We start from the raw sequence: 12,374 nt of genomic DNA, 5'->3' as shown, positions 1-12,374 counted from the left end.
TCGTGACTCAACGAGTCCCTGTCAGACGGCCTCGACATTGAGCAGATCTTCGAATTCCGCCGGGGTGACAACGGGCGGTTGTTGCTCCGGCCATTCGAGCAAGTCCTTATCGCCGCTCACGATGAAGTCGGAATTCGCAGATCGCGCCAAAGCGATGAGATAGTCGTCGCCGCTGTCTCGCGTCACGGCCGCTATTTGTGCTGGGTCGGGCATTCCGGCGGCTTTGTCATTGACCGCCAGCAGGTAGTTGCGGACCACAGCTCTCGGGAGCCTGCGCGCTATGTGGGGGCGACTGCACACGTCACTGATCTCACGGATGAGACTGGGACAGATCACCAGCTCGAATGTTTGTTCGTCTTGCCAGTCCGCCATGATTCGCGCCGGTGGTCCCGTGCCCATGAGCGCGGAAACGTGAACGTTTGTGTCAATGACGGCCCTCACTGTCAGAGGGAGGAACCCGACCGCCGGCTCCGACGCGACCGTTCCCGCGCATGCTCCTTGCGCACGGCCTTCGTTTCGGCGACTGCGAGTTCCATCGCCTGTGCTTCTGGCAGGGCATCGCTTGACGAGGCATTTCGCAGGATCGCGGAACGAACGTCATGGCGCAGTTGTTCCCAGGCTTCGTCTTGTTCGCGTCCGATAGCGGTAACGACTTGATCCCAGGACGCGCCTGCTGCCACGGCACGCTCGATCTCCGGGCCGAGGCAAGAAATCTCGGCTCGGTGAGACATCGAATCGCGAAGATCAGCCAGCGCTTGAGTGATCTCGTCATGTGCGTTTGCAGTCGCCACACCGCCATCGTAGACGTGCCACCACCCATCTCGAACTGAATTTTTCTCGATCCGGCCCGCCGTGACCGCCGCATGCGTCGCAGCCAAACGCGGACCGGCAACGCGCTTCGACCGTGCCTGGCATGCACATCCTGCTCGCGTCCCCCGCCACATGGTCCGGTATCCGTGCGGGGGTTGACGCATGTGTGGAAGGACAGCGGATCAACTGCCATGGCGGCAAGAGCGGTCTGCATGTGATCCCGATCGCCCGTCGCGTGTAGTTCGGGGACTCAGCGCCCGGTGCGTCCGGCTTCGACAGTGGCGGTCACGGTCTTGCGTCCGAGTCCGGACGCTTCCGCAAGCTGGCGCAACGAAGCGCCTGACTGGTGAGCCACCCGGATCATGTCGTCGCGTATCTCGGCTTCCTTGTGCGCCCGCTCGGCGCTGAGGTCCACCACCGCCAATCCTGCCGCGATCTCGCCGTCGAGCTCGCGGCGGTACTTGTTCATCGCATCCCGGGCGGCTGACACTTCGGCTTCGGTGCAACTCATTGTCGACCCCGCAGTCCCGTCGCCAGCTTGCCTCGAATCGACATCAGGCGAGCGCGAGTGAGGTGGCCCAACTTTGGTCGCTGGCCTCGAACTCGGAAACAAATCAGGCCTCTTGGCAGCGCCGCCAAACTCTCCGTCGAGGGCACGGCTGACGAACGCGTTGGTGTCGATGGGGCGTCCGGCGGGAAGCGGGCGCGTGTAGTGCCAGAAGCGCATCGCTTCGGCAACCCCGGGCTTCGGCAGCGACTGCTCCAAGACGCGTTCGGTGATCTGAGCTTGTCGGTCCTGTGGATCAGTCACAGTCGCACCACACCTGAAAGAGAACACTGCAGAGCTGTCGCTGAGCCAAAGTCTCAACCTCCGCGAACGAGACGGCACTGTCGCACTGGGCGAGGACTGAGTAGGGTCCCTTGCTTCCTTACACATCTTACAGTAAAATGTGTAAGTGCTGTTACTGAGCCAGCGACCTCTGACGGCTTCTGATGCCGACAATCGGCTCTTCGCCAATCGTAGCGATGAGCTGAAGCGGGTCTGCCGTGCTCTCGACTTGGGCCTCAACGTTTATGTGTGGGGCGCGAGGGGAACTGGCCGAACCTCGTTGCTCCACCAAGTGCAGCGACTGCGGCCGGACAGCAGGTACGTCCGGCTTGAGGGTTACAAGAATCTGACCGAGCGGCTTGACGAGGTCGAGCGGGTCTTAAGCGGCAAACGTCGGTTGCAGCGCCAACAGCGGGTCAGTCGACCCTCGCTACTGGATCCTTTCGCATCTACGCGTGACTACGAACTTCGAACTGTCACCGTCGCTGAGGATCCCGTGCGACGCCTGCGCACGGTGGCAGGAGTGGACTCGGGTGGGCCTCGCCCGGTGGTCTTGGTGGATGATCTCAGCCGAAGCGACCTCCACGAGATGTTTGGGCGGCTTCGCGACAACATGTGGGAGCTGCCGATTCAGTGGGTTGTTACCGGGGAGACCGCACATCTGAGTCCTCCCGCCGACACCTTCTTTGATCTGAGTGTTGAACTGCCGCCGCTCGACCAGGTCGGTCTCGCTGAACTCCTCCAGCGAAGGGCCGCGAGCGGGACTCCCCAAGAGCAGAGCCTGCTCCTGACGTCTGCGACACCCGCACTCGAAACGATTGCACCATGTACGCCGCGCCGAGCGCTAGCTGTCCTGCGAGATGTGTACTTGTCTGATGATGCGACGGAGTTAACGGACGAGCTTCTGAGGGTGCAGACGGCACGCGCACACCTGAAGCCGACGGCCAACAAGGTGCTGGAAGCGCTCATGGCACATGGGCCCGCGCACGCTGGTGACGAGCGATTGCTCGCTGAAGTCGGCGTAACCCGAAGCCGGATCGTGCAGGTGCTCGCGGTATTGGAGGCAGAAGGGCTCGTCAGCGCAGAGCGCGTCGGGCGTCGCAAGCTCTATGCACCGCGAAGCGCGTCATTGGGACGAGGCCACGCTGGGGCTGCGGCGTCATGAGCATCGCCAGCGATCACCACCCGAGGCTCTGCACATGCATGTGGTGCATGGCACAAGGTCGCACTGCAGTGGCAGCGCTGTCGGACGAGTCTTCGCATGCTGCAGGCCTCGGTTTCTACCTGGACGATGGCTCGCTCAAGTTCTCGGCCTCCGTACTTGTGGCGCCCGATGCCGAACATCACGATGTCGCTGACTGGCTCGTTGGCCTCGCAGCGGAGCTTCGTAGGAGCTCGCAGAGCGCCAATCCGGGCCAGGGCTGAGACTGCATTCGGGCGAGGGAGCTACAGGGGTCGCTTATGAGAGTGGCGAGTATGTGGTCGCAGTCGGGGACCAGACACACGATGAGACCTTCAATCTCGATACATCCGCGCAAATCGCTTTCGCCCACCTCACCGAAGTCGCAGCCATGCCACTCGCCAACGCTTCGGGGAGGGCTGTCGGCGTCCTGTCCGTCTCGCACAGTACCGAGAAAACGATCTTGAACACTCCGGAGGGGTATGAGACTTACGCCCGCGCTGCTGCGGCGGCGACCCGAGTAGTGGTTGATCTGTTAGGGGCTTATATCGGGTGTTAGCCGTTCCACCGGGTGGGGGTGCTGTTTATGTTCGGGTGGTGTCGTATGTGACGGTGCGTGTGCCGGTGCGGTTGAGCGGTCGGAGGGATCGGCTGAGCATCTGGTTGTTGCTGGGTGAGCAGCGTCAGGCGTTCAATCGCGGTGTGGGTTTGTGTCTCGAAGCGGTCGAGTCAGGCAACCGGGTGCCGTCGAAGTTCGATCTTCACAAACTGTTGACAGCGGACCGTGCGAGCGGCCGTATGCCAGGCGAGGTGCCGGTTGCGTTGCAGCGTCCGGGGATCGAAGCGGGCCGCGACGCTGTCCTCAAATGGGACAAGGCCCGTGGCCGTCTGGAGCGCGGTGTGGTGTTCTGGGCTGTACGGCTCGCGGCAGCAGAGCTCGACGCTGCAGGTGAGCACCGGTCAGCTTCGGCGGTGCGCGGGGCGGTGAACTCGAAAGGGAAGCTGCGCAAGACCGCAGCCGGCGAGGTCCGTTATTGCGAGACGAGGCTGGCCAAAGCCCGCCAGCGACAAGACCGGCACAACAAGCAGGGCACCGGTCGCCTGTTCCGGTCCCGCAAACGGTTCGAAAGCGAACCCGCGAACGCGGCTGCGTTGGTGTACCGCGGAGGAGTGATCCTCGGCGCAGACGGGTCGGTGCGGCTGCCGGGCGGCAAACGGCTGCGGCTCGCTGACCCCGGGTGGCGTCCGCCTGAGGGCCACGAATGGACCGGCGCGATACAGATCGTGGACACCACCCGCAAAGTCACTGTCCGCACCCGCCCGCAGCATCGCAAATATGTGATGCATGTGCAGCTGCGCCGCACCGATCCCGAACCGGTGCAAGCCCCCCAGTCACGTGATGAGGTGATCGGCGCTGATGCCGGGGTGGTGGAGCATATGGCGCTGTCGGACGGTCGGATGCTGAACATGGCCGACGAAACCGATCTCAACACACAGATCCGGGAACTGCAACAGCAACGCTCGCGTTGCGATCACGGGTCGCGTCGCTGGCGGACGCTGTCGCGGCAGCTGCGCGGCCTGCACGCCAAGCGCACGAACCGGCGCGACAACAGCGCCGGCCAGATCGCTGCTGAGATCGTGTCCACGCCGGGTGTGTCCGTGGTCGGGGTCGAGAGAACCAACACCGTCGGGATGCTCGCCTCAGCAGCAGGCACCAAAGAACACCCCGGCAAAGGAGTGGCCGCTAAACGCGGCCTGAACCGGGCACTGTCGGACGCCCGCTTCGGCGGGATCCGCACCACCCTCGAACGCGCCGGCGTCAAACGCGGAATCCTTGTGATACGCGTCCCTGCCGCGGGCACGTCGATGTTCTGCCACCGATGCGGTGCGCTAGTAGCCAGAGAAAGCCAATCCAGCTACTGGTGCAAAGACTGCGGGATCGTCGGCAACGCCGACACTCTCGCAGCCCGCAACGTGAAAGAACTCTCCTGGCAAGCCCTCACAGCCAACCAGGACACCAAACCGGCGGCGCGGGACTTCGCCGTCGAAAGAGGACCGGGCCGGAGGGAAACCAGCCCAACCGCACCAGCGGCTACCGAGATCCTCACAAACAAACGGCTAACACCCGATATAAGCCCCCAGTGAAGTATTGCGAGCTTGGTATGACCCGCCTAGCAGCGACCTTCCTCACGCTGACCGGCGGGCCCGGCGCCACGCAGCTGTACTGCTCACGGAGACGCTGATCAAGAGCGGATCGATCCCGGCCGGCGACATGGACACCGTTGTCGGCCCGCCTGTGCGACGCCCTGACGGTTTCGTCGCTCGGCAGCAAGCACCGCTGCGTTCACGCACAACGATCGAACAGGCGCAGCAGGTGTGGGCAGCGGCTGTGCCGGCGGTCGGTTCTGAGGTGGAGCGATGGATAAAAGAAACACGTCGCGCCATGCCGATAGGCGCCGCTGAGATGCCGTGGGCGCTGCGAATGATCCTCCCGCAGCAGCTACGGGACATGAACGAGTCGCTGCCACGGGCATAAGAATTTCCTGACACCGCCGACTGCGTCGCTGTGTGGGCACATCAAGACTCCGAAGGCGTCGTCCGATGCGTCAGCCTGGATTCGCTGCAGGTCACCGAAACCGCCGTCGCTGCCACCGAACCACGCTGGCGTCGGAACATCGGCAAACACGCCGACAGCGCCATCTTCGTCTCCCCCGCCGGCACTTCTATGATCCCGACAGACACCGAAACGGTGTACCTCGTCGAAGGCCCAGTCGACGCCGTAGCCGTCAGCTCACATCACCAAACACCCGCGGTCGCCTGCGGCGGCACCGGCCGGCCCGCCGATGTCGCAGCGATCATCGCCGGCCTACGCCCCCACGCCGACATCATCTGCATCGCAGACGGCGACACCCCAGGACGCAAAGCCATGCGACAAGCAGCACAACGCGTGCCGCAAGTCATCGAAGTGATCGAGATGCCGGAGGGCTTCGACCCTGGCGAGTACTACGCAATCAGATCGACTGCGACTGACTCAACTGCTCAGCGGCAGAGCCAGTCACCGGCGAACGCGACCATCGTCGACAACGCCAACCCGAAAGCAACCCATGGGGATGCGTTGCACAGCGTGACATGAGCACAGCGGAAGGCAGCCCGTAGATGCCTATTCCCATGCAGGTCGCCGAACGAAGTCGGACCCCCAGTCAGATGCTTCCGCCCATCTACCACAGCAACAAGATGGTCAGCAAGATCATCTACTTCATGGTGTCGGACAGGACACAGAACGTCGTCGGGTGGCGAGCACGTAGCCACCGACCAGAGTCTCGACTCTGACTCATGGGGACTCCTCCGTCTGCCTCTGCGAATACAACCCGTGTCCGCACAACGGCAGGCAAATACTGGCGCTGAGACACGCCTGTATTGCTCCGTGCTTGCAGGCAGCCCTGTGCTTCTCGGGTCCGATAGCGAATCGGTTTTGTGGCGAAGAACAGTTGTCAAGTAGCCATTGGACATCTGATGTCAGCGACCGCTATCACTTGCAGGACTATGACAGGGAAGAGAACTAGAAGTATCCCCGTCGCATTTCGCATGATCGACACTGTCAGCGGTACGTGTCCCCACGGGTTGAATCTCTGAAGGCGTGAATCCGCCTGCTCTTCCACCTCGGATTCTTCGGAGACTTCGACGTGCATTGCAGCCAAGCGCCATAAAGCGAGCAACCCCCAACGACCGACGAAGAGGAAGAGACAGGTGAAGGCGAGCAACGGGAACGGACCCATCCCCTTCGACAGCGCAGGCCAACACTCGGTCGGGGTATCACCGAGTGCGCTTGCTGACAATCCCGCGCCGACCAAACCCGCTCCGGTCAAAGTAGCCAGCACGGTCCCATGAATACCAAGATGTCGGATGGGACGCTCTCCCACGAGACCACGAGTTTTCTTGTTGTCAAGGAGCGCTCCGATATACAGACCGGCTCCAACTACGACGTAGAGAGCAAGAAATGTCAGAGATGATTCCATGGTTGCGCATCTTTCAAATCTCATCGAATATCTCGGGCGGCTTCTTTCGTACCTGAAGCTGTTCGAGATCGAAACTTGCGCTCGATACTGACATGCAACAATGATCGGCTGCCGGCAATGGCCTTCGGGCGTACCTGCCTTGCGTCGCCTCTCTTTTCCGGTTACCCTTCCGTCTCATATCGTTTTGGATTCCTTCGCGGTCTCCTTGCAGCTATATCGCCTTTTGATAGTCGAGATAGCCAGGAGGCTTTCGATGACCCAGTCCGAACTTCTAGCCGCAACGGACAACATGTCCGCTGCTGACGACGACGGGAACACCCCGCCGCCGCAACGCAGACGCCTGCTAGGGCGGCTGCGACGCCGAGACCGCAAAGGCCAAGGCGAAAACCAGCTCATCTACATCATCGCCGCCATCGCCGTCACCGTCATCCTCGGCGGCGGCGCATTCTTCCTGGTGCGGGCGCTCACGAGCTCATCGGAAGCTCGCGTGCTTCAGCAAAACATCGATGACATCTCCGAGCTAGCAGAGGACTACTGGCAGCGGTACTCGGGCGACATCGACGGGCGACGCAAGATTGCTCTACCGGCGTTCTGCCAGTACGCCAACGCGAACCTCGGCGAAGAAGGCATCAACCTGCGCACCCTGCAAGCTGTCACCGGTGCGGTAGTCACCGGACTGTTGGAGCTCGACGCGGACGCGGACGTGACCGGTGCTGAAAGCTTCCACTTGGTCAGCAATGGCACAACAGCGCTGATGGCACATCGCGGCGGAACGACGTCGGCGGCGTCATGCCCTGACGACAGCGGCGACCTTGTGAATGAAGGCGCGAACATTCTCATCAGCGATACCGGACTGACCGGCGTGACCGGCGTGACATCAACCGACTGGAGCGGAACCGGAACGCACACCTTGGGACTCGTAGCGCAGCACACCAACTCGCTCGAAGCAGCAGGGCTGCTGTCGTCGCGGACCGTGTGGATTGCCCAGTACGGGCAGACAGCAGCTAATCAAGGCTGGGGGTTGGAGACCACAGATACCGGTCTACCGATCGGCACCGATGGCAAGCTGAGCACCGCAGCCACTGTTACGGTGGACTCGCACGCTGCCAAGGCAGAGTTCTTGGTGATTGGCGGTCAGGCACCTGATGGCACGTCGTTCTGTCTGATCAAAGTGTTCGACGCTGCCGACCCGGGCGACATCGGCGACTACCGCGTGTCACGCGCGCCGCAGGACAACCTCGGGTTCGCCAGCTGCCTCAAGGGCACCAACGCGACCGGCGTGGACGCTCCGCGTCGTGGCGGCGAATGGCCTGAGCCTCGCTAAGCGAGCGTTCTGCCTGCCGGTCCGCAATGGCCGGTGAGTGGTTTCGTGTCGGCCCGCCCGGATGTGTCCGGGTGGGCCGTTTCGCGTGTGGGAAGGGATTGCGAACGTGGTGTGGGGATGACTGACCGGGTCTGGTTCCGTGTTCTGCTGTTGGGGGTTTTCCCGTTCGCGGTCGGGTATCTGACGGGGTCTCTGGCGCTCAGCTGTGTCGCTGTCGCCGCGATCTACCTCGGCTTGAAACTGTTCGTGGCGCAGGTGCTCAAGGGCGACGACGGATGAAGTCGAAGCGGGAGGGCGGTTTCGTGTTGCCGTGTCGGGCGATGCGCGGCTTTTGGGTGTGTCGTCGTGCGGTCGCATCCGGGACGGCGGCACCGGATCAGATGTGTTGAGCTCCGCGAGTTTGCGGGCGACGGTTTACTGTATGACAGTGCGGGCCGTTTCTCGTGGGTAGGTTGCTGGCATGAATAGCGAGATGATCTTGGACAGGGTGCAGGCGCAAAGCGCTCACAGTGAGCGTGTGCGGGAAGCGACACTGGCGATCACCGGCGTGCTGTTCGGGCAGCGCAACCCGGCACGACAGTTAGAGCGGGTGACGAGGTTACGCGACCAGCTAAACAGCGAGGGCTCTGACGCGGTCTCAGCGGAGGCACTGTCCGCTGCGTTGCGCAGCATCGCTGACAGTATCGACGACGACGCCATCGACACTGACGGTGATGCTGTCCGGTTGGATGTTCACGAGCGCAGCTGATCACAGCCCGGGACAGCTCCCAGTGGGCATCTGCCCGTCGTAGCTCCCGCAGGCTTCTTACGTTCATCGTGTGTCGAACTTCGCCAACCGGACACTGTTCCATTGCGACAACCTGCAGGTGCTGCGCGGCATGAACTCAGGCTGCGTGGACCTGATCGCTACCGACCCGCCATTCAACAAAGGCCGCGACTTCCACGCCACACCCGACTCGCTCGCAGCGGGAGCAAAATTCCAAGACCGCTGGTCGTGGGCAGACGACGTCGAAGGCGAATGGGTCGACCAGATCACCGATGACCATCCGGCGCTGATGGAAGCGATCGGCGCAGCGCGGCACACATGGGGCGATGACATGGGCGCGTTCCTGTGCTTCATGGCGGTGCGAATCGTCGAGATGCATCGCGTCCTCGCCGACACTGGGTCCCTGTACCTGCACTGCGACCCCACCGCATCGCACTACCTCAAACTCATGCTCGACGCTGTGTTCGGGCACAAGCAGTTCCGCAATGAGATCGTCTGGTGTTACGCGGGGGTGGGCAGCCCGCGAACGACTTTCCTCGCAAGCACGACATCATCCTGCGCTACGCCAAAGGCAAGGCGTGGACGTTCAACAAGGACGCCGTGCGAGTGTCCTATGACTCTGACTACAAGGCGACCGTGTTCAGTGGGGCCAATACGCGCGCTCCTGGCAAAACCTACGGTCCCAATCCTGATGGCAAAGTGGTTGAGGACTGGTGGCGGGGCATTCCGCGACCGTATGGTGATGAGCGGCTGGGCTACCCGACACAGAAGCCATTGCCGCTCTATGAGCGCATCATCAAGGCATCGAGCAACGAAGGCGATCTGGTGTTCGACCCGTTCGCCGGTTGCGCGACAACGCCGGTTGCTGCGGAGCGTCTGGGGCGCCGATGGGCCGGCTGCGACATCTGGGCAGATGCTCATGATCTGGTGCTGTCACGGCTCGAGTCCGAAGGTCTCGCAGCGCCGGATGCTGCATCAAAGTCCGAGCAGGATCGGCTGTTCACGTTCGGTGATGTGACCTACACGACTGAGCCTCCGGTGCGCACCGACGAGGAGCAGCTAGCTGCACCGTTCCTGCAGGTAACTGAGCGTTTCGCCGAACCGGGACGCCGTATGAGCCGCGAGGAGATGGTCGACTATCTGATCGCTCAGCACGGCCAGAAATGCCAGGGCTGCGACCGGGTGTTTGACGACCGCCGCTATCTGGAGCTCGATCACAACACGCCGCGCGCTGATGGCGGCATAAACCACATCACGAACCGTGTGTTGCTGTGCGGTCCGTGCAACCGCATCAAAGCGCACACTCTCACGCTGTCAGGGTTGCGCAAACGCAACCGTCGAGACGGCCACATGGCCGATCAGAGGCCGCAGCTCCTAACGGCATGAGGCCTGCTTTTTCGGAAACCCTCGGGTTCGGCGCATGACCCTCAGACAGCCTGTTCAGCACTACACAAGTGGGCCGATTCGCGTTAGGAGGAAAGGATGAGTGCACGAGATGCGCTCAAGGCTGTTGCGGTGCTCGTTGTCGTCTTGGTGTTGTTGGCGTTGTGGACGATCGGGGTGCTGCCCTGGTTCTTCGAATGGCTGGGCGGATTGCTGAGCGGGTGGCTCGGCGGACTGATGGAGCAGCTGGTGGACGGAGCGGCATCTGCTCGGTGAGTGTTCGGGTGTGCCGCCGGGTGGGCTGTCTGCGCCGTGTTGTGTCGCATACTGGTCGCGGGCAGGGATGTTGAAGCCTCATTGAGCGTGGTGGCCGAACTGCGCGATACCCTCAACCAGCCCATGCCGGTCAGGTGTGGGTTGGTTTCGGCATGCAGCGGCGGAGCTTCAGTGTGACACCCCGCTGCGACACTTGACGCATGACAACAACGCACACCAAGACAGATCCGCCGACGACGATGACTGCCGGGAAGCGCAACGGGCGCCACGCCATGACACTGCATGTCCGGGGCGACGCCGCAGAGTTCGACGACCTGCGGAGCCTCGTGGAATCAGTGGCCGCATGGGGCACTGCGTACGACGTGGCGCTGTCGACACTCGGCGACGCGCTCAAGCGCGCATGCGACGCGTGGGACGCCGACGAGGACACGGTGCTCATCGCAAACGACCTCGACGGCGATCCGCTGCTGTATGTGACGAGCAGCCCGCTCGGCTCACCGGGGCGGGCCGTACGCGAGCCCCGTTTCGGTGTGACACCCCGCTGCGACACTTGATGCATGCGGTCGCACGAAGCAATCGGGTACGCCGCCGGCTACAAGGCCGCGCTGAGCATCGTGGAGGAGTGCAGCCCGTCCGAGTTCTTGGCGGATCACCGCCTCACCGCTGAGGTTGCGTCAGCACTGGACGAAGTGCTCGATGACCTTGTGGGCAAGCTCGAAGACGCGCAGCCGCCGTGCGGGCCGCGTTCGCTGCTCGCTGCGGACATGCCGCTCGCCGCCGGTTAGGTGTGACGCTTCGTTGCGATACTTGGTGCATGGCAATGACCTTGGTGGGCGCCAACGACGGTGCGGATTTCCGCCAGTGAGGCAAACGGAGCCTGTACCGATGGCGGGCAGAGTCGTGAGGCCCGATCCGCCATCGACATTCCCAGCGAGTTCCGGCAAGGTCATGCCCGGCATGCACGGCGCCGCGGTGCAGATCGTCTCCCACGGTGAGGCGGCATCCGTTTAGAGTCGGTGACCGTTGCCTCGTTCCTATGTTCCATTCATCCCCACTTGGGGCTGGGCGGGTCGGAACGCATTGTCTGGTGTGACGTGGTTGCGTTCCGGCCCGCGGCTTTTTCGGATGGCCGATTGGGAGAATGCCGACACGACGCGCGCTCGGGCCATGTCCGTGGTGCCGATATGGCGTGTTGCTGCGTTGAGCTGCGCCGTAACTATGAGACGGGTGCGCAATCGGCGGCGGGGTCTGCGAGAGCAACCTGCTCCGTCGGTCTGCAGCGAATGCTGGGCGGTTGTCCCCGCGATCAGAAGCCGGAACGCACTGGCACTCAGGCGGCTGAGTTAATGAAGGGCCGCGTTCGCAGTCGCTGGTCACACTGCGGATATGAACATCATTAGACGCCGCAAGTCACACCGCACATTCGTCAAGGAATCGGGCCCGCCGCAGCGCATACGGGCGGCAGCGAGGGTGTGCGCCTGGCTTGGCATTCTGTTGCTCGTGACGCTTATCGCCACCGCGGTCCTTGGCGGTGGTGCCTACACCGACACAGTGGGCGAACTGAGGAACCTCAACATCGCAGTCGCTTTGGTTGCAGCAATCATGCTCCTCATGGGAACAGCAGTGCTGCGAGCCCTCGCTGATCTCTATGAGATCGCCGACAAGAGCGTTACGATACGGGTGCCGATGGCGGTCCTCGAAGCGATGAACCCGACGCCGCGGACGACTAGTTCGTGAAGGGATGGATCAATAGCGAGCCGAACCCGTGAACTGTCAGCACAACGGTCGCT

The 12,374-nt window shown here is 62.6% G+C and carries 15 protein-coding genes and 1 pseudogene; 13 read left to right on the top strand and 3 right to left on the bottom strand.

Annotated features, from left to right (window positions below):
• Positions 1-21 precede the first annotated feature (21 nt).
• The 3 genes from ACQY5K_RS05335 to ACQY5K_RS05325 all read right to left on the bottom strand — a co-directional run bounded on the left by ACQY5K_RS05335 (position 22) and on the right by ACQY5K_RS05325 (position 1,621).
• Positions 22-441: a putative toxin-antitoxin system toxin component, PIN family gene (locus ACQY5K_RS05335; RefSeq protein ID WP_428120729.1), complete on the bottom strand. Its 420-nt coding sequence runs from the start codon at positions 439-441 to the stop codon at positions 22-24.
• A 2-nt stretch (positions 442-443) separates the two neighbouring features.
• Positions 444-791 (bottom strand): hypothetical protein, encoded by a 348-nt coding sequence (locus tag ACQY5K_RS05330; RefSeq protein ID WP_428120727.1) that lies wholly within the window; start codon positions 789-791, stop codon positions 444-446.
• Positions 792-1,060: 269 nt separating this feature from the next.
• Positions 1,061-1,621, bottom strand: a complete 561-nt coding sequence (locus tag ACQY5K_RS05325) for a hypothetical protein (protein ID WP_428120725.1) — start codon at positions 1,619-1,621, stop codon at positions 1,061-1,063.
• A gap of 145 nt (positions 1,622-1,766) precedes the next feature.
• On the opposite strand from ACQY5K_RS05325, the gene ACQY5K_RS05320 reads away from it, so the two are divergent.
• The 13 genes and pseudogenes from ACQY5K_RS05320 to ACQY5K_RS05260 all read left to right on the top strand — a co-directional run bounded on the left by ACQY5K_RS05320 (position 1,767) and on the right by ACQY5K_RS05260 (position 12,321).
• The gene (locus tag ACQY5K_RS05320) at positions 1,767-2,804 is read left to right on the top strand and encodes a hypothetical protein (protein ID WP_428120723.1); all 1,038 of its coding nucleotides are present in this window, start codon (positions 1,767-1,769) and stop codon (positions 2,802-2,804) included.
• On the top strand, positions 2,801-3,064 hold the full coding sequence (locus tag ACQY5K_RS05315; RefSeq protein WP_428120721.1) for a hypothetical protein: 264 nt from the start codon (positions 2,801-2,803) through the stop codon (positions 3,062-3,064). The genes ACQY5K_RS05320 and ACQY5K_RS05315 overlap by 4 nt, the downstream gene beginning before the upstream one ends.
• Before the next feature lie 352 nt (positions 3,065-3,416).
• Entirely contained in the window at positions 3,417-4,964 is a 1,548-nt protein-coding gene (locus ACQY5K_RS05310; protein WP_428120719.1) for an RNA-guided endonuclease InsQ/TnpB family protein, read from the top strand.
• 421 nt (positions 4,965-5,385) lie between these two features.
• Positions 5,386-5,952, top strand: a complete 567-nt coding sequence (locus ACQY5K_RS05305; protein WP_428120717.1) for a toprim domain-containing protein — start codon at positions 5,386-5,388, stop codon at positions 5,950-5,952.
• A 1,136-nt stretch (positions 5,953-7,088) separates the two neighbouring features.
• On the top strand, positions 7,089-8,159 hold the full coding sequence (locus ACQY5K_RS05300; protein ID WP_428120715.1) for a hypothetical protein: 1,071 nt from the start codon (positions 7,089-7,091) through the stop codon (positions 8,157-8,159).
• A 117-nt stretch (positions 8,160-8,276) separates the two neighbouring features.
• Positions 8,277-8,438, top strand: a complete 162-nt coding sequence (locus ACQY5K_RS05295) for a hypothetical protein (RefSeq protein ID WP_428120713.1) — start codon at positions 8,277-8,279, stop codon at positions 8,436-8,438.
• A 181-nt stretch (positions 8,439-8,619) separates the two neighbouring features.
• Complete coding sequence (locus ACQY5K_RS05290; RefSeq protein ID WP_428120711.1) at positions 8,620-8,907, top strand: hypothetical protein; 288 nt, start codon at positions 8,620-8,622, stop codon at positions 8,905-8,907.
• A gap of 130 nt (positions 8,908-9,037) precedes the next feature.
• Positions 9,038-9,789 (top strand): annotated as a pseudogene (locus ACQY5K_RS05285) (DNA-methyltransferase); the annotation flags it as partial.
• Positions 9,790-10,038: 249 nt separating this feature from the next.
• Positions 10,039-10,311 (top strand): HNH endonuclease, encoded by a 273-nt coding sequence (locus ACQY5K_RS05280; RefSeq protein ID WP_428122564.1) that lies wholly within the window; start codon positions 10,039-10,041, stop codon positions 10,309-10,311.
• Between the two features lie 96 nt (positions 10,312-10,407).
• Entirely contained in the window at positions 10,408-10,584 is a 177-nt protein-coding gene (locus tag ACQY5K_RS05275) for a hypothetical protein (protein WP_428120709.1), read from the top strand.
• 200 nt (positions 10,585-10,784) lie between these two features.
• Positions 10,785-11,138 (top strand): hypothetical protein, encoded by a 354-nt coding sequence (locus ACQY5K_RS05270; protein WP_428120707.1) that lies wholly within the window; start codon positions 10,785-10,787, stop codon positions 11,136-11,138.
• Positions 11,139-11,141: 3 nt separating this feature from the next.
• Positions 11,142-11,369 carry a hypothetical protein gene (locus ACQY5K_RS05265; protein ID WP_428120705.1) on the top strand — a complete coding sequence of 76 codons (228 nt, stop codon included), beginning with the start codon at positions 11,142-11,144 and terminating at the stop codon, positions 11,367-11,369.
• 601 nt (positions 11,370-11,970) lie between these two features.
• Positions 11,971-12,321 (top strand): hypothetical protein, encoded by a 351-nt coding sequence (locus tag ACQY5K_RS05260; RefSeq protein WP_428120703.1) that lies wholly within the window; start codon positions 11,971-11,973, stop codon positions 12,319-12,321.
• The last annotated feature ends 53 nt before the right edge of the window (positions 12,322-12,374 follow it).

Source organism: Candidatus Poriferisodalis sp. (assembly GCF_965262965.1).
Taxonomy (GTDB): Bacteria; Actinomycetota; Acidimicrobiia; order Acidimicrobiales; family Poriferisodalaceae; genus Poriferisodalis.
Note: the sequence above shows the minus strand (reverse complement) of the source record. Positions and strands in the feature narration are given on the sequence as shown.